Below are 15,529 nucleotides of genomic sequence, written 5' to 3' on the forward strand. Positions count from 1 at the left end.
CGCCCGGTTACATTCCGAACCCGGAAGCTAAGCCTTTCAGCGCCGATGGTACTGCAGGGGGGACCCTGTGGGAGAGTAGGACACCGCCGAACAATCATTGTGGGAAAGCCCCGCACCTCATGGTGCGGGGCTTTTCTGCGTTCACCCGCCTTTTCAGGCCGGCGCGACGAGCTGGGTGTCGTACGCCAGGATGACCGCCTGGACGCGGTCGCGGGCGCCCGTCTTGGCGAGGATGCGGCTCACGTGGGTCTTCACCGTGGATTCCGCGAGGTGGAGACGGGTGGCGATCTCGGTGTTCGTCCAGCCCCGGCCGATGACCGTGAGGATCTCGCGTTCCCGCTCGGTCAGGGCGGCGAGGCGGGGGTCCTCCGGGCCGCCGGGCGCCTCCGCGGGGGCCTCCCGCGGCAGGTGGTGGATGTAGGCGTCCAGGAGGCGGCGGGTGAGGCTCGGGGCGACGACCGCGTCGCCGGCGGCCACCGCGCGGATGCCGGCGAGGAGCTCCTCCGGCTGGGCGTCCTTCACCAGGAAGCCGCTGGCGCCGGCGCGCAGGCCGTCGTACGCGTACGCGTCCAGGTCGAAGGTGGTGACGATCAGGACGCGGGAGCGGGCTCCCGTGGCGATGATGCGGCGGGTCGCCTCGATGCCGTCCAGACCCGGCATCCTGATGTCCATCAGGACGACGTCGGGGCGGAGGGAGTCGACCAGGCGGATCGCCTCGGCGCCGTTCGACGCCTCGCCGACGACCGTCATGTCGTCCTGGCTCTCCAGCAGGATGCGGAAGCCGAAGCGCTGCATCGGCTGGTCGTCCGCGATGAGAACGGTCGTCACGAGGGGGATCTCCCGGGAGGCGGTGGGCGGTTGGGTCAGAGGGCGGTGCGCAGGGGGATGCGGAGCCGGACGGCCCAGCCGCCGGCCGGCAGCGGGCCGCAGTCGAGTGTGCCGTCGTAGAGGGCCGCGCGCTCGCGCATTCCGGTGAGGCCCTGGCCCTGGCCCCGGCCCCCGGGGGCGCGGGCGGCGCCCGTGCCCGTGTCCGTGACCTCCACCCGCACCTCCCCGGCGGCGTACGCGAGGAGCACGGTCGCCCTCGCTTCGGGGCCCGCGTGCCTGAGGGTGTTCGTCAGGGCCTCCTGCACCACCCGGTAGACCGTCAGCTGGACGCCCGGGGACAGGGCTCGGGCGGGTGGTTCGGCCCGGGTGTCGCACAGGACCGGCAGGCCCGCCTCGCGTACGCCGGTGAGCAGGGCGTCCAGGTCCGCCAGGGTCGGCTGGGGGTCCCGTACCGCCTCCTGCTCGTCGTCGCGCAGGACCCCCAGGAGACGGCGCAGGTCGGCGAGGGCCTCGCGGCTCGTCGTGCCGATCGCGTCGAGGGCCTGGGCGGCGCGCTCGGGGTTCTTGGCCGCCGCGTACCGGCCGCCGTCCGCGAGACCGGTGATGACCGAGAGGTTGTGGCCGATGATGTCGTGCATCTCGCGGGCGATGCGGGTCCGTTCGGCCGCCGCGGCGAGCCGGACCTCCTGGTCGCGCTCGGTCTCCAGGCGGCGGGCCCGGTCGACGAGGCCCGCCGTGTGGTCCCTGCGGGAGCGGACCGTGACGCCGAGGAGGGCGACGAGCGCGTACGCCCACAGGGCGGGGACGACCCGCTGGTCCCAGCTGCCCGGGGCGAAGCGGACGGCTCCCGTCACCAGCGGCGGCAGGAGCAGGGCGAGGGCCCACAGGAGCGCGCGGGGCGGGCGGAGCAGCGCGATGTGGAAGACCGGGAGCAGCTGGAGGTAGGAGGCCTGGAGGAAGGCGCCCGAGGCGTCGCTGACGAACGCCGCGCCCGCCATCGCGGCCAGGGCGGCCACGGGGTGGCGGCGGCGCCAGTACAGCGGCACGGTCAGGGCCAGGCCGAGGGCGGTCACGAACCAGGCCGGAAGGGTCGGGTCCGGGGCGGTGTTCCGCCAGCCGCCCGCCGCGTCCACGAGCGAGGCCACCGCCCAGCAGGACGTCACCGCCGTGTCCCACGGCCAGGGGTGGCGGGCGTCGAAGGCCCGCACGCGCGTGAGGAGGCGGTGGACGTGGCGGCTGAGGACCGTGTCCGTGGCTCCGCCCGGGCGTTCTTCCGTCTCCGTCGTCACGTCGTCATCTTCCTCGTACGTCCCGGCACTTGGGCAACGGGGCGGCGGTCCTTCCCTCGTACCGCTGGGTGGGTGCTCTGCCCGGGGCACGGCTTCGACGCTAGGAGGCGGGGAGGGGCGGGGCGTCGGACCGGGGTGGTGTGCGGGGGCCGGGCGTAGTACCGGGGTACGACGCGGGGGCGGGGCGTGCGGCTTCGGAAATGCCTTGCCGGACGCGTGCGTCCGTCGTCAGGATCGGGGCCATGGACTGTCTGATACGTGTCATCCGCGCCGACGAGTGGGAGAAGGCCCGCGAGATCCGTCTCGCCGCCCTCCGCGATCCGGTCGCGCACCTGGCGTTCCTCGATACGTACGGGGCGGCCGTCGAGCGGCCGGACTCCTTCTGGCGGGAGCGGGCGGAGGACTCGTCCGAGAGCGGTGCCGGGAAGGTGCGGCAGTTCGTGGCCGAGCGGCCGGACGGCTCCTGGGCGGGCACGATCACGCTGCTCGTGGAGCGGCCCTCGGACGAGGTGCGGTTCGGCGAGGCGGCGAAGGTCGACCAGACGCACGTCGTGGGGGTGTACGTGCGTCCCGAGGCGCGCGGGACCGGCGTGATCGACGCGCTGTTCCGGGCGGGCGTGGAGTGGTCCTGGTCGCTGGCGGATCCGGTGGTCGAGCGGGTGCGGCTGTACGTGCACGAGGAGAACGCGCGGGCGGCTGCCTTCTACCGGCGGTTCGGGTTCGCGCCGACGGGCGAGCGGGTGGCGGTGCCGGGGAGCGACTCGGCGGAAGAGGTGGAGTACGCGGTGGAGCGGCCCGTCTCCTGAACCGGCTCCCACCCCGCGGACCGGCTCTCGCCCCGTGGACCGGCTCTCATCTCGTGGACCGGCTCTCGCCCCGTGGACCGGTTCTCGCCCCGTGGGGAGCCGGCCTAACCCCGTGGCGTCAGGGCGTCGTTCGGCCAGCGGGACCTGGCCTGTTCGCGGGAGCGCATCAGGGCCAGGGTGGGCAGGCCCCGGACTTCGCCGTCGGCCAGGAGGGCCGGGAGCGCGGGGAACGGGGCGACGGCGGCGACGTCGTCGAGCACCAGGGTGAGTGGTGGGTCGAGCCGACCGTCGGATGACCGTGCGGCCATGCGGCGGCCGTGCTCGACCACGCTTGCGGCGAGCGCCGTCAGGAGCGGCATCGCGCCGGGGCGGGTGCGGGGGTCCTCGATCGATTCACCCACCACGTAGAGGGTGCCCCCTTCGGGGAGGAAAGATGCCAGGGCCAGCGAATCCGTTCGATTCGGTGTGCAGGCCTCCCTGATGTGGACCGTGGAGAACGCCGAGAACGCACGGGCCGTCAGCTCCTGTGCCAGGCGGCGGCTTTCGGGGTGCGCGGTCAGGGCGGATTCGAGCAGTCCGGCCAGACCGGACACGGCCCTGGGATGGCTGCGGAGGACCCGTACGGGCTCGTGGGCGTCGGAGCCCTGGGCCCAGCGGTGCACCTGCCGGAAGGGGCGCCCGCCGACGGCCGCCGCGTGCAGCCAGCAGCGCAGGAGCGTTTCCGCGGTGTCGGCGGTCGCCGCGTCGAGCCGGGAGTGCGGGCGGACCGGGGCGAGCAGGGCGGCGGCCCTGACCTGGGCGGTCTCCGCGTCCTCGCAGCCCTCGACGGGCGACCAGTGGAGCCGGCCCGGGGTGTCGCAGAGGTGGCCGGGGTCGTAGACGAGGACCGGGCCGAGCTTGCCGCGCGCGTCCTTGGTCTCCGACCAGACGGCGGGGTCGGAGGTGACGACGAGGACCGGGCCCTCGGCGTCCCGCACCGCCCGGACGGCGGCGGGCCGGCGGACCTCGGGCGGGCCGAAGAGCGTGCCGGACCCCGCGGGGGCCGCGTGGGCGGTCATGGGGTCGAGGGCGGGGCGGGGCTGCGGGGGGATCTGCGGTTCGGCCGGGGCGAGGAGCGGCCTCGGGGTCTCCCGTACGGGGCCCAGGGGTGTGGGGGCGGGTTCTCGGGTGTGCGGCTCGGGCGGGGCTGCGGGGGCCGCGCCTGCGGCGGCGGGGGTCCGGAAGGACGCCTCGACGGCTGTCGTGTCCGTGGGGGCCGGTGCGGCGAAGTGCGGTGCGGCGGGGGCCGGGTCGCTCGCCGGGCGGGAGTGGTCGTGGTGCCGCACGGGAGGGGGCGGGCCTTCGTCCCGTACGGGATGCGGGTGTTCGTCCCGTACCGGATGCGGTTCTCCGTTCCGTACGGCCCCGGGAGCGTCCCCCACCGGCTTCCGGAGGGTCCGTGCCGGCTTCCGTACGGGAGCGGCTGTCGGCGGCCCGTACGCGCCCGCCTTCCGGTGGGCGCGGACCGCGCGCCAGCGGGTCACCGTGCCCAGGACGAAGACCGCGAGGACGAGGAGGACCATCGCCTCGCCGATCAGGAGGCCCCAGAAGAGGCCGTACCCCGAGAGCTGGTCCGGCGGGGCGGCCGGCCAGGCCGCCGGGAGGTCCGTCGGGGCCGTCACCAGGGAGCGCAGGGCCGGCGGCGTGCCGGTGAGGGCGACGCCGTCGGGCCAGGACCCGTGGGCGAACAGGCCCGCCAGGCCGGTCGCCGTCCACACCAGGACCGTGAGGCAGAGGAGGAGGGGGAACAGGCTGAGCAGCAGCCCGTCCGAGATCCCCCCGCCGCCCTTCCGCGCCGCGTCCGTCCGACTCATCCGTCCCACCTGCCTCGTGCTTCGCCTCGCCGGGCCCCGCCCGTCCCGCCTACGCCACCGTCGACTGCGAGGAGCCGTTCATCTGCTGCTCGACGAGCAGGGCCCGCTGCTCCGTCTCCCACTCCAGTTCCGGGTCGGTGACCGAGGACTCGGTCATGGCGCGGTCGGTGTAGACGAGCGGGCGTTCCTTCTCGGTGATGAGGTGTTTGACCACCTGCACGTTGCCGTTGACGTCCCAGACCGCGATGCCGGGGGTGAGGGTCGGGATGATCTCGACCGCCCAGCGGGGCAGGCCGAGGACCCGTCCGGTGTTGCGGGCCTCGTCGGCCTTCTGGGCGTAGATGGTCCTGGTCGAGGCCATCTTGAGGATCGCCGCCGCCTCCTTCGCCGCCGCTCCGTCGACGACGTCGGAGAGGTGGTGGACGACCGCGACGAAGGACAGGCCGAGGCGTCGGCCGAACTTGAGGAGGCGCTGGAAGAGCTGGGCCACGAACGGGCTGTTGATGATGTGCCAGGCCTCCTCGACCAGGAAGATGCGCTTCTTCCGGTCGGGGCGGATCCAGGTGTGCTCCAGCCAGACGCCGACGATCGCCATGAGGATCGGCATGGCGATGGAGTTGCGGTCGATGTGGGAGAGGTCGAAGACGATCAGGGGCGCGTCGAGGTCGATGCCGACGGTCGTCGGGCCGTCGAACATGCCGCGCAGGTCGCCGTCGACCAGGCGGTCCAGGACGAGGGCGACGTCCAGGCCCCAGGCCCGTACGTCGTCTATGGCGACGTTCATCGCCTCGGCGGACTCGGCCTTGGGGTGGCGGAGCTGCTCGACGATGTCGGTGAGGATCGGCTGCCGGTCGGTGACGTGGTTGTTCACGTACGCGTGGGCGACCTTGAGGGCGAAGCCGGAGCGCTCGTCGAGGCCGTGGCCCATCGCCACCTCGATGATGGTGCGCAGCAGTGCGAGCTGGCCCGTGGTGGTGATCGACGGATCGAGCGGGTTGAGGCGGATCCCGGCGTCGTTGGCGACCATCGGGTCCAGGCGGATGGGGGTTATCCCCAGCTCCTGGGCGATCAGGTTCCACTCGCCGACGCCGTCCTCGCCCTGGGCGTCGAGGACGACGACCTGCCGGTCCCGGAAGCGGAGCTGGCGGAGCACGTACGTCTTCTCCAGGGCCGACTTGCCGTTGCCGGACTCGCCGAGCACCAGCCAGTGGGGGGCGGGGAGCTGCTGCCCGTAGAGCTGGAAGGGGTCGTAGATGTAGCCCTTACCGCTGTAGACCTCGCGGCCGATGATGACGCCGGAGTCGCCGAGGCCGGGGGCCGCGGTCGGCAGGTAGACGGCCTGGGCCTGTCCGGTGGAGGTGCGGACGGGCAGGCGGGTCGTCTCCACCTTCCCGAAGAGGAAGGAGGTGAAGGCGTCGGTGAGGACGGACAGCGGATCTCGCATGGGTCTGTGCCCCTTCGGCCCTAGCGGCGGATGCCGGTCGCGAACGGCAAGGTGTTCACAAAGGCCCGGTGGTGCTCGCGGTCGCACCACTCCAGCTTCAGGTACGACTTGCCGGCGGAGGCCCTGATCGTGCGCTTGTCCCGGGCGAGTGCCTCGGGGGAACGCGACGACACCGTGATGTACCCGACGAGGTTCACCCCGGCAGCGCCGCTGGCGAGATCTTCACCCCGCTGGTCGAGCCGGCCGTGGGCGGCGATGTCGCGCGGGTCGACCGTGCGGTTCATCTTGGCGGCGCGGCTGGCGTCGGCCTCGTCGTTGGTCTTCTCGGTGAGCATGCGCTCGATGGCGACCTCGGTGGGCTCCAGGTCCATGGTGACGGCGACCGTGCGGATGACGTCGGGGGTGTGGACGAGGAGCGGGGCGAGGAAGTTGACGCCGACGGGGGTCATCGGCCACTCCTTGACCCAGGCGGTGGCGTGGCACCAGGGGGCGCGGGTGGAGGACTCGCGGGTCTTGGCCTGGAGGTACGTCGGTTCCACCGCGTCCAGCTCGGCCGGCCAGGCGTTTCGTTTCGTCATGGCCTGGATGTGGTCGATGGGGTGGTCCGGGTCGTACATGGAGTGCACGAGGGACGCGAGCCGGGACTGGCCGAGGGGCTGGCGGACGCGGATGTCGGCCTCGGCGAGGCGGGCGCAGATGTCGGTGAGCTCGCGGGCCATGACGACGGCGAGGCCGGCGTCGCGGTCGAGGCGGCGGGCGCCGGAGGCGTGGCGGGCGGCGCGGGCCATGGCGTTGGCCTCGGCGGCGAGCTCGCGGGTGTAGTGCATGCAGGCGACGAGGTAGGCGCGGTGCTGCTCGCTGGAGGTGGAGACCATGGACTGGAGCTGGTCGTAGGACTCCATGAGCCACGCGGGCGCGTGCGGGTCGCCGCGCTGGCCGACGTCCTTGGCGTGCGCGTCGGGGTCGGCGGGGAGGGTGCGGGCCAGCATCTGGAGGCGGGTGACGAAGCCGTCGCCGTTGGCGACGTGCTTGAGGAGGGTGCCGAAGCGGTCGACCAGGGCCTCCTGGTCCTCGCTGTCGCGCAGGCCGACGCCGGGGCCCTCGATCTCGATGGCGGCGGTGACGGTGCGGCGGTCGGCGTGGAGGAGGACGGCGATCTCGTCGGGTCCGAAGGGGGCGGAGAGCCAGCCGACGCGGCCGATGCCGGGGGGCGGGCCGATCTCGACCTCGCGCCCGTCGAGGCGGGTGCCGGCCTCGACGACGGAGGAGCGGTAGGCGGTGCCGCGCTTGAGCATGCGCTTGTAGCTGCGGTTGATCTCGAACCACTTGTAGAACGTGCGGCCCTTGTACGGGAGGTACACGGCGGCGATCGCGAGCATGGGCAGGCCCGCGAGGAGCGCGATCCGCAGGGGGAGGAGGGGGACGAGGAGTCCGCTCATCATGCCGAGGAAGGCGCCGACGATGATCAGGGCGATCTCGCCGGTCTCGCGGTTCTTGCCGACGATCGCGTTGGGCCGGGCGCGGCCGACGAGATACGTGCGGCGGGGCGCGACCGGCTGGGACTGGGTCGTCAACGCCCTGCACCTCCAGAGTTCTTGCGGTTGCTGTGCGGGGTTCCGGCGGTGGGGCTGCTGCTGCGGGGGGCCGGGGGCGGCGTCGCGCCCCCGCCGCCGCGGCCGCTGTGGGCGGCCATGCCGCCGGAGAGCTGGTTGGCGGGGCGGGGGGCCGCGGAGGACTGGCCGCCGCCGTCGCCGCGGCTGCTGTGGGTCTTGATGCCCTGGGAGACGAGGGAGGCGGGGGAGGAGATGACGGCGGCGGCGGTGTTCTCGCCCGCGCGGTGGAGGCGGTTGTTGCGGGAGGCGGCGATCTCGTCGCCGAAGCCGGGGACGAAGCGGTAGATCATCGCGGAGGCGAAGATGGCCAGCAGGATGATCGCGAGGCCGGAGACGACGGCGGAGAAGGAGTCCGGGCCGGTGCCGGAGGAGAGGGCGCCGGCGAGGCCGAGGACGATGACGATGACCGGCTTGACCATGATGACCGCGATCATGATGCCGGCCCAGCGGCGGACGTGGCCCCACATGTTCTTGTCGACGAGGCCGGAGTAGACGACGACGCCGAGGAGGGCGCCGACGTACAGCATGACGGCGCGGAGGAACAGTTCCAGGTAGAGGACGCCGGCGGCGATCACGGTCACCAGGGACACGATGATCAGCATGATGGGGCCGCCGCCGATGCTGTCGCCCTTCTGGAGGGCCTGTTTGAAGCTGCCGAAGAAGACGTCGGTCTGCTGTCCGGTGCCGGAGGCGATGACCTCGGTGACGGCGTCGGTGGCGTTGACGACGGTGTAGAGGATCAGGGGGGTGAAGGCGGAGGCGAGGACCGTCAGCCAGAGGAAGCCGATGGCTTCGGAGAGCGCGGTGGTGAGGGGGACGCCGCGGATGGCGCGCTTGGCGACGGCGAGGAGCCAGAGGAGGAGGGTGAGGACGGTGGAGGCGGCGAAGACGACGGCGTAGCGGCCGAGGAACTCCATGTTGGTGAAGTCCACGTCGGCGGTCTCCTTGACGGCCTTGGAGAGGTAGTCGAGGGTGGCTACGGCGGCGTCGGCGAAGCCTCGGGAGAGTGAGGTGAGGGGGTCGAGGGCGGCGGTCGGGTCGGGGGCGGGGGCCGTGCCGGTCCCGGTGGACTGGCCCTTCTCGCACAGGTCCCGGGCCTCTCCCACGATGAGGGCGCACGGGTTGTCGCTCGCGCTGGGAGACGGCGTGGGCGACGGGGTCGGGGTGGGGGCCGCCTGGGCGCGGGACGCGAACAGGAACGGCGCGCCGAGGAGGGCGACGGTGAGCGCGGCCGTCGCGCGGCCCGCCAGGCTTCGACTAGCGGGCATAGGTGAACCCTCCGTATCCCTCGACCGCCTCGGCGATCTCGTCGGCGGTGGAGGCGCGGTTGTCGCCGTTGACCGGGGTGGGGCCGTCGCTCTGGCTGGAGGACTCCAGGCGCCAGTCCCCGCCGACCCAGGTGAGCTTCTCCGTGACGGTGAACCAGGTGGAGGTGACGGGCCTGGTCGAGTCCGCGCCGGCGAGGCCGCCCAGGTTGGCGCACCACACCTCGACCGTCGCCGTGTTCTCGGTGTACTCCCGGACCCTGGTGCCGATCGGCACCGTGCGGGACACCAGGGTCGTGCCGGTGGGAGCGACGCCGTTCGCGTCGAGTCCCGCGCTCTTCGCGAGGGCGGCCGAGTAGGTGGCGTCCAGCGTCTTCAGGACGCCGTCCACGACCGCCGGGGCGTAGACGGCGCGGACGATGTCGTGGCGGGACGCCTGCTGGAACATCGCCGCCGACCCCAGCGCCACCGCGTAGTTCGTCGCCGCGCTCTGCGCCCCCTGTTCGTCGTGGGCGTAGCCCGTGGGGACCGGGCCGTTCCCGCCCGTGACCGGGGGGACGCCCGTCGCCGTCGTGGGGGCCGTCCTGCCCGGGGTGCCCGCGCGGGGGGCCGACGGGTCCGCCGGGTCGCCCCCGCCGCGGTTGGCGAGGGCGATGGCGCCGATGAGGAGGACCACCACGCCCACGACCGTGACGAGGGAGCGGGAGGTGCGGACGGGGCGGCGCCCGGCGCCGTACACGTCGCCGCTGTTGCCCTCGGGCAGGCGGGTCCGGGTCTGGCCCGAGCCGCCCACGCCGCCGAAGCTGTCGTGCTCGTCACCGGGACTCATGCCGGGTACGCCCCCTCACTCGTTCGCGGGTACGGCCGTGCTTCAACAGGACTGGGCATCAGGTTCGGGTGGGCGGTTTCGGGGGACGGGTCCGACGGGACGTCAGACGGCCATCCCGTAGACGATGGTGAAGAGCGTCCCCAGCGAGCCGATGATGAAGACGCCGGTCAGGCCGGCCACGATCAGGCCCTTGCCCTGTTCCGCGCTGAACGTGTCGCGGAGGGCGGTCGCGCCGATGCGCTGCTTGGCCGCGCCCCAGATGGCGATGCCCAGGCAGAGCAGGATGGCCACGGCCATCACGACCTCGATCATCACCTTGGCTTCGTTGCCCAGGCTCCCGAAGGGCCCCCAGTTCGGGGCGATTCCACCGATAATGGTGGTGATGTCGCCCTTGTTGGCCGCCAGGTACATGTAACTCACCGCCCCTGTATGGGTTGTTGGCCGCCCCTCCCGGACGGCACGGGTCATCGCCCTATCTTCGCTGATGAAACCGCTCGCGTGTGACTGCTTGGCGGCTCTCTTTACCCGATCCCCGCACACTTGACCGGTCTGACCGCCTTGACCTGCGGTGGTGTGGCCGGTTTCCGCGTGAAGAAGCGTATGGTCACTCTGTGTATCACGGAGGGTGACTCCGGGCAATGATCGTCGTTGTTCCACTCTTGGGGCGTCCGACGGGCGGGCGCACGCGCGGCGCGCGTGACGAGGTCGTCGCGCACCGTCCCCAGGGAGCCCCTCGCCGCCTAGACTGACCCGTCGGGGCGTACTGCCATGGGCCGAGGGGTGGTTGACGGTGCGTAGGGCGGGCCGTAGGGCGGGCAGGGCGTGGCTGGTGGCCGGCGGGGCCTTCGGGGTCTGTCTGGCCTTCGTGGCCATGCTCGTCGTCGGCACGTACTCCGCGGCCTCGGGCCTCGCCGCCGGCGCGGGCAGCGGGAAGAACGGCACCGTGGGGCTCGCCAAGGGCGCCGTCCCGGCCCTCTACCAGGGGCTCGTGCAGCGGTGGGGGAACCTCTGCCCCGCCATCAACCCGGCGCTGCTCGCCGCGCAGCTCTACCAGGAGAGCGGCTGGAACCCGCGGGCCGTCTCCCCGGCCGACGCCCGGGGCATCGCCCAGTTCATCCCCGGCACCTGGGCCAGCCACGGCATCGACGGGGACGGCGACGGGGACCGGGACATCTGGGACCCGAAGGACGCGATCCCGTCGGCCGCCTCGTACGACTGCGAGCTCGCCAAGTACGTGAGGAACGTGCCCGGGGACCCGGCGAGCAACATGCTGGCCGCGTACAACGCGGGCGCGTACCGGGTGATCCGGCACGGCGGCGTGCCGCCCATCAGCGAGACCCGGAACTACGTCCGCATCATCAAGTCCCTGGAGAAGAGCTTCGCCCGGCCCCTCGGCCGCGTCGACCCGTCCCAGCAGGCCGCAGGGGCGATCCACTACGCGCAGCAGAAGCTCGGCACCCCCTACCTCTGGGGCGGTACGGGCACGGCCGCGCAGAACGGCCGGTTCGACTGCTCCGGGCTCACCCAGGCCGCGTACGACACCGTCGGCATCCGGCTCCCGCGCGTCGCCAACGACCAGTACAACGCCGGGCCGCACCCCTCGCGCGAGGAGCTGCTCCCCGGGGACCTGGTCTTCTTCTCGGACGACCTGACCGACTCGCGGGCCATCCGGCACGTCGGCGTCTACGTCGGCGGCGGCTACATGATCAACGCGCCGCGGACCGGGGCGGTGATCCGCTTCGACCGGATCGACACCCCGGACTACTTCGGCGCCACCCGGGTCACCCCGGAGGGCGCCGCCGCCCTGCCCACGCATCCGCCGCAGACGTAGGGAGGCGTTCGGGGCGTACGGGACATGGCCGGAACTCTCCGTCATGCACAGGCCCTGAGCTGCGGCGGGCCGTCACTCTTCGATAACGTCGTCATGATCCACCGGAGAGAGCGGAACGCACGCCTCGGGCGGTTCGTTCCCTGATCCGACCGCTCTGACCACGGGGGTTGGAAACCGCAGACAACGAGAGCAAGGGGCCGCAGCAGATGGCTGTACTCGCATCGGACGGTTCGAACCCCGATGTCAGCCTGCTCTACGACATCAACGGACTGGCCAAGGCCGCTCCGCCGTGGTTCGACCGCGTCATGGCGTACGTCGGCGAGTACGGGATCGTGCTCGCGATCGTCCTCACCGTGCTCGGGTGCTGGTGGAGCGTCCGCCGGCGCGGCACCCTCACCGACTCCGTCTCGGCCGTCGCCGGCCTCGTCTGGGCCCCGCTGGCCGCCGGGACCGCCCTCCTGGTGAACATCCCCATCCGGGGCTTCGTCGAGCGCCCCCGCCCCTTCGTGGACCACCGGGGCCTGGAGGTCCTCGTCGGGGGGAAGACCGACTTCTCCTTCGTCAGCGACCACGCCACCCTCGCGATGGCCCTCGCCGTCGGCCTCTTCGTCGCCCACCGGGGCTTCGGGCTCGCCGCGATCGGCCTCGCCCTCGCCGAGGGCTTCGCCCGGGTCTACATGGGCGTCCACTACCCGACCGACGTCATCGGCGGCCTCGCCCTCGGCACGGCGGTGGCGCTGCTCCTCGCCCCGCTCGCGCTCGCCCTGCTGACCCCGGTCGTCTCCGCCGTCGCCCGCTCGGGCCGCGGCGCCCGCCTCGTCCGCTCCCGGCGGGCCGGCACGGCGCGGTTTCCGGAGACGGTCGACATCCCCGAGCCCCTCGTCGGCGGAGCGTCCGCCGGGACCGGCCGCAAGGACCGCAAGGACCTGGCCGCCTGACGGCGGGTGAGGCGGCCCCGAGGGGTTTTTCCGGGTCCGTCGGCCCAAGGCCCTTCCGGGTCCGTCGCTAGGCCCCCTCCGGGTCCGTCCTGGAATCCCTCCGGGCCCGTCGTCTGGAACCCCTCCGGGTCCGTCGCTAGGACCCCTCCGGGTCCGTCGCCGTGCGGGAGTGGTCCGCCGCGTCCGTGCGCGCCCGGTCCCTCGATCTGCGGGCCGGGCCCGACCAGCCGCAGCTGCAGCGCGCCAGCGCGAACGAGCCGCGTTCCGTCGTGGTGGTGGTGTGGGGGGAAGCCTCCGCGTGCACGCGACCACCGTACTGCGCGTGACGGCTCGCCCGGACCGTCGTTATCCGGAACGGACGCCCCCGGGCCGGGGGCGAGGCGGTCCCGTACGGACAGCGGCGAGGCACGGGGGTTGGCAGACGATGGTGGTGCAGGAGCACGGGCGTCCGCAGGGCCGGGGGAGCGGGGCGTTCGCCGCCACCGTCGTCCTGGTCGGCTCCCTCGTCGGGTCCGCCGCGGCCTCCGGGTGCGCCGCGCCCCCGGACCCCAGGCCCGCGGCCGATCCCGCGCTCGCCGTGCGGGGCGCCGCCGACGCGCTGGCGAGGGCCGGCACCGCCAAGGCCAGCACCGCCATGGAGATGGCCTCGGGCGGGACCCGGGTCACCATCCGGGGCGAGGGCGGCTACGACTTCCGGCGCCGGACCGGCCACCTCCAGGTGGTGCTGCCCAGGGACCCGGCCGGCACGAGCGGCCACCGGCCGATCACCGAACTCCTCACCCCCGGCGCCCTCTACATGAAGAACCGCGGGGCCGGGGTGCCCGCCGACAAGTGGGTCCGCGTCGACACCACGGCCCTGGACGACGGGAACCTCGTCACGGGCGGCGCCACCGACCCGGCCGCCGCGGCCGAACTGCTGCGGGGGGTCCGGGAGGTCGCGTACGTCGGCGAGGTGGACCTCGCGGGGGTGAAGGTCGGCCACTACCGGGGGGTCGCCGACATCGCGCACGCGGCCCGGGCCGCGTCGCCGCAGCTGCGCGGGGCGCTCGCCGCGGCGGCGAAAGGGTTCTCCGACCGCGCGGTGCCCTTCGACGCGTACCTGGACGGGGAGGGGCGGCTGCGGAAGGTCCGCCACCGGTTCAGCTTCAGCAACCAGGGCCGCACGGTCGCCGTCGCGTCGACCACGCTCCTGTACGGCTTCGGGGTCCCCGTCCGGGTCGTGCTGCCGGACCGCCGGGACCTCTACGACGGGAAGGTCGAGACCTGAGGGGAGGGGCGGGCCGGGACCCCGTACGGGCGGAGGGCCCGCCCACCTCGGGCGACGGTGGCGCGGGCCATCGGCAAATGGTCCAGACGTGTCATGCGCGGTGCGTGGCACCGTCCCTACGCTGGGAGACCGCTGGGAGACCGACGCCGGCAGGAAGAGGTGGATGCGCGTGGCCCCGCCCGGTACCGCGACCGTGCCCGCAGACCAGGAGCGCGTCGCCCTCGCCGAGATAGAGCTGTGCGGCGAGCTCATCATCGCCGCCTCCGCCGCCGCCGACGGGGAGCGGCTCAGCGCCGACCGGATAGACGAGGTGCTCAGGGTGGCGGCGGAACCGACCGCGCGCGGCTGCTGAGCGAACGGCGATTTCCGGCCGACCCCCCGGCGCCTCAGGTGCGCAGCATGCGGGCGATCGCCTTCGTGGCCTCCTCGACCTTGGCGTCGACGTCGTCGCCGCCCTTGGCCGCCGCGTCCGCGACGCAGTGCCGCAGGTGCTCCTCCAGGAGCTGGAGCGCGAAGGACTGGAGCGCCTTCGTGGAGGCCGAGACCTGCGTGAGTATGTCGATGCAGTAGACGTCCTCGTCGACCATCCGCTGGAGGCCCCTGATCTGGCCCTCGATCCGCCGGAGCCGCTTGAGGTGCTCGTCCTTCTGCTTGTGGTAGCCGTGCACGCCGTGCTCGTGGCCGGCCGGCGCGGCGGTCCCGACGGCCTCGGCGGGCTCGGGGGTGACCTGGTCCGCCTCGGTGGTCGTCATCGCGTCCTCCCGTTGTCCAGAAAGGGGGTGTATACCCCTCGTGGGTATATGGTACCGATCCCCGCCGAACCGGGCGGGGGCCCGTGCAGATCACTGTGCCTGATGGGCGACACTGAGAGGACGCCGGTTAGCCGTGGCCGGATGATGCGCCTAGCATCAGCCTGACCCAACCCAGCACCCCGAGGACCTCACGTGCGATTTCGTCTGACCCCCAGGGAGACGAGCTTCTACGACATGTTCGCCGCGTCCGCGGACAACATCGTCACGGGCTCGAAGCTCCTGATGGAACTGCTCGGGGCGGAGCCTTCCGCCCGGGCCGAGATCGCGGAGCGGATGCGGGCAGCGGAACACGCCGGCGACGACGCCACCCACGCGATCTTCCACCAGCTCAACTCCTCCTTCATCACGCCGTTCGACCGCGAGGACATCTACTCCCTGGCCTCGTCCCTCGACGACATCATGGACTTCATGGAGGAGGCCGTCGACCTGGTCGTCCTCTACAACGTCGAGGAGCTCCCCAAGGGCGTCGAGCAGCAGATCGAGGTCCTGGCGCGGGCGGCGGAGCTGACCGCCGAGGCGATGCCGAACCTGCGGACGATGTCCAACCTCACCGAGTACTGGATCGAGGTCAACCGTCTGGAGAACCAGGCCGACCAGATCCACCGCAAGCTGCTCGCCCAGCTCTTCAACGGCAAGTACGACGCCATCGAGGTGCTGAAGCTCAAGCAGATCGTGGACGTCCTCGAAGAGGCGGCCGACGCGTTCGAGCACGTGGCCAACACGGTGGAGACCATCGCGGTCAAGGAGTCCTGAG

At 72.8% G+C, this 15,529-nt stretch carries 16 protein-coding genes and 1 rRNA gene; 7 read left to right on the top strand and 10 right to left on the bottom strand.

The window, feature by feature from the left end; all coding sequences use genetic code 11:
- Positions 1-92 (top strand): 5S ribosomal RNA (gene rrf / locus ACIQKA_RS26800); the annotation flags it as partial.
- A 61-nt stretch (positions 93-153) separates the two neighbouring features.
- On the opposite strand, the gene ACIQKA_RS26805 is transcribed toward rrf, so the two are convergent.
- Both ACIQKA_RS26805 and ACIQKA_RS26810 read right to left on the bottom strand, forming a co-directional pair.
- Positions 154-828 (bottom strand): response regulator, encoded by a 675-nt coding sequence (locus ACIQKA_RS26805; RefSeq protein WP_383431455.1) that lies wholly within the window; start codon positions 826-828, stop codon positions 154-156.
- Positions 829-863: 35 nt separating this feature from the next.
- Entirely contained in the window at positions 864-2,117 is a 1,254-nt protein-coding gene (locus ACIQKA_RS26810) for a sensor histidine kinase (RefSeq protein WP_402542646.1), read from the bottom strand.
- 242 nt (positions 2,118-2,359) lie between these two features.
- Here ACIQKA_RS26810 and ACIQKA_RS26815 point away from each other — a divergent pair, with 242 nt between their 5' ends.
- Positions 2,360-2,923 (top strand): GNAT family N-acetyltransferase, encoded by a 564-nt coding sequence (locus ACIQKA_RS26815; RefSeq protein WP_390110459.1) that lies wholly within the window; start codon positions 2,360-2,362, stop codon positions 2,921-2,923.
- Positions 2,924-3,027: 104 nt separating this feature from the next.
- Here ACIQKA_RS26815 and ACIQKA_RS26820 read toward each other — a convergent pair whose 3' ends face one another.
- From ACIQKA_RS26820 to ACIQKA_RS26845, 6 genes are all read right to left on the bottom strand, one after another.
- Positions 3,028-4,776: a type VI secretion protein gene (locus ACIQKA_RS26820; RefSeq protein ID WP_402542648.1), complete on the bottom strand. Its 1,749-nt coding sequence runs from the start codon at positions 4,774-4,776 to the stop codon at positions 3,028-3,030.
- Between the two features lie 49 nt (positions 4,777-4,825).
- Positions 4,826-6,220, bottom strand: a complete 1,395-nt coding sequence (locus tag ACIQKA_RS26825; RefSeq protein ID WP_383151808.1) for an ATP-binding protein — start codon at positions 6,218-6,220, stop codon at positions 4,826-4,828.
- 20 nt (positions 6,221-6,240) lie between these two features.
- Complete coding sequence (locus ACIQKA_RS26830; RefSeq protein ID WP_383151807.1) at positions 6,241-7,794, bottom strand: SCO6880 family protein; 1,554 nt, start codon at positions 7,792-7,794, stop codon at positions 6,241-6,243.
- A complete protein-coding gene (locus tag ACIQKA_RS26835; protein ID WP_383431447.1) occupies positions 7,791-9,101 on the bottom strand; it encodes a hypothetical protein in 1,311 nt (436 codons plus the stop codon). Before ACIQKA_RS26835 ends, ACIQKA_RS26830 begins: the two co-directional genes overlap by 4 nt.
- Entirely contained in the window at positions 9,091-9,927 is an 837-nt protein-coding gene (locus ACIQKA_RS26840; RefSeq protein ID WP_383151805.1) for a hypothetical protein, read from the bottom strand. The genes ACIQKA_RS26835 and ACIQKA_RS26840 overlap by 11 nt, the downstream gene beginning before the upstream one ends.
- A 102-nt stretch (positions 9,928-10,029) precedes the next feature.
- On the bottom strand, positions 10,030-10,338 hold the full coding sequence (locus ACIQKA_RS26845; protein WP_351972632.1) for a hypothetical protein: 309 nt from the start codon (positions 10,336-10,338) through the stop codon (positions 10,030-10,032).
- Positions 10,339-10,798: 460 nt separating this feature from the next.
- Between ACIQKA_RS26845 and ACIQKA_RS26850 the strand changes: the two genes are divergently transcribed.
- Together ACIQKA_RS26850 and ACIQKA_RS26855 are read left to right on the top strand one after the other, a co-directional pair.
- Complete coding sequence (locus ACIQKA_RS26850) at positions 10,799-11,758, top strand: NlpC/P60 family protein (protein ID WP_383151817.1); 960 nt, start codon at positions 10,799-10,801, stop codon at positions 11,756-11,758.
- A gap of 206 nt (positions 11,759-11,964) precedes the next feature.
- Entirely contained in the window at positions 11,965-12,696 is a 732-nt protein-coding gene (locus tag ACIQKA_RS26855) for a phosphatase PAP2 family protein (RefSeq protein ID WP_383443956.1), read from the top strand.
- Between the two features lie 136 nt (positions 12,697-12,832).
- Here the strand turns inward: ACIQKA_RS26855 and ACIQKA_RS26860 are convergent, their stop codons facing one another.
- On the bottom strand, positions 12,833-13,000 hold the full coding sequence (locus tag ACIQKA_RS26860) for a hypothetical protein (protein ID WP_383151802.1): 168 nt from the start codon (positions 12,998-13,000) through the stop codon (positions 12,833-12,835).
- Positions 13,001-13,120: 120 nt separating this feature from the next.
- On the opposite strand from ACIQKA_RS26860, the gene ACIQKA_RS26865 reads away from it, so the two are divergent.
- On the top strand, positions 13,121-13,963 hold the full coding sequence (locus tag ACIQKA_RS26865; RefSeq protein WP_383151801.1) for a hypothetical protein: 843 nt from the start codon (positions 13,121-13,123) through the stop codon (positions 13,961-13,963).
- Between the two features lie 163 nt (positions 13,964-14,126).
- On the top strand, positions 14,127-14,315 hold the full coding sequence (locus ACIQKA_RS26870) for a hypothetical protein (RefSeq protein ID WP_383151800.1): 189 nt from the start codon (positions 14,127-14,129) through the stop codon (positions 14,313-14,315).
- A 34-nt stretch (positions 14,316-14,349) separates the two neighbouring features.
- Here the strand turns inward: ACIQKA_RS26870 and ACIQKA_RS26875 are convergent, their stop codons facing one another.
- Positions 14,350-14,715, bottom strand: a complete 366-nt coding sequence (locus ACIQKA_RS26875) for a metal-sensitive transcriptional regulator (protein WP_383151799.1) — start codon at positions 14,713-14,715, stop codon at positions 14,350-14,352.
- A gap of 192 nt (positions 14,716-14,907) precedes the next feature.
- Here ACIQKA_RS26875 and ACIQKA_RS26880 point away from each other — a divergent pair, with 192 nt between their 5' ends.
- Positions 14,908-15,528 carry a DUF47 family protein gene (locus ACIQKA_RS26880; protein ID WP_365548667.1) on the top strand — a complete coding sequence of 207 codons (621 nt, stop codon included), beginning with the start codon at positions 14,908-14,910 and terminating at the stop codon, positions 15,526-15,528.
- Position 15,529 lies beyond the last annotated feature (1 nt).

Source organism: Streptomyces sp. NPDC092045, assembly GCF_044756005.1.
Classification (GTDB): domain Bacteria; phylum Actinomycetota; class Actinomycetes; order Streptomycetales; family Streptomycetaceae; genus Streptomyces.

What these genes read in the sequence shown, in the direction of transcription:
- ACIQKA_RS26815 (WP_390110459.1), top strand. Translation starts at nt 2,360, where the DNA reads ATGGACTGTCTGATACGTGTCATCCGCGCCGACGAGTGGGAGAAGGCC.
- ACIQKA_RS26820 (WP_402542648.1), bottom strand. Translation starts at nt 4,776, where the DNA reads ATGAGTCGGACGGACGCGGCGCGGAAGGGCGGCGGGGGGATCTCGGAC.
- ACIQKA_RS26825 (WP_383151808.1), bottom strand. Translation starts at nt 6,220, where the DNA reads ATGCGAGATCCGCTGTCCGTCCTCACCGACGCCTTCACCTCCTTCCTC.
- ACIQKA_RS26835 (WP_383431447.1), bottom strand. Translation starts at nt 9,101, where the DNA reads ATGCCCGCTAGTCGAAGCCTGGCGGGCCGCGCGACGGCCGCGCTCACC.
- ACIQKA_RS26840 (WP_383151805.1), bottom strand. Translation starts at nt 9,927, where the DNA reads ATGAGTCCCGGTGACGAGCACGACAGCTTCGGCGGCGTGGGCGGCTCG.
- ACIQKA_RS26845 (WP_351972632.1), bottom strand. Translation starts at nt 10,338, where the DNA reads ATGTACCTGGCGGCCAACAAGGGCGACATCACCACCATTATCGGTGGA.
- ACIQKA_RS26850 (WP_383151817.1), top strand. Translation starts at nt 10,799, where the DNA reads ATGCTCGTCGTCGGCACGTACTCCGCGGCCTCGGGCCTCGCCGCCGGC.
- ACIQKA_RS26855 (WP_383443956.1), top strand. Translation starts at nt 11,965, where the DNA reads ATGGCTGTACTCGCATCGGACGGTTCGAACCCCGATGTCAGCCTGCTC.
- ACIQKA_RS26865 (WP_383151801.1), top strand. Translation starts at nt 13,121, where the DNA reads ATGGTGGTGCAGGAGCACGGGCGTCCGCAGGGCCGGGGGAGCGGGGCG.
- ACIQKA_RS26870 (WP_383151800.1), top strand. Translation starts at nt 14,127, where the DNA reads ATGCGCGTGGCCCCGCCCGGTACCGCGACCGTGCCCGCAGACCAGGAG.
- ACIQKA_RS26875 (WP_383151799.1), bottom strand. Translation starts at nt 14,715, where the DNA reads ATGACGACCACCGAGGCGGACCAGGTCACCCCCGAGCCCGCCGAGGCC.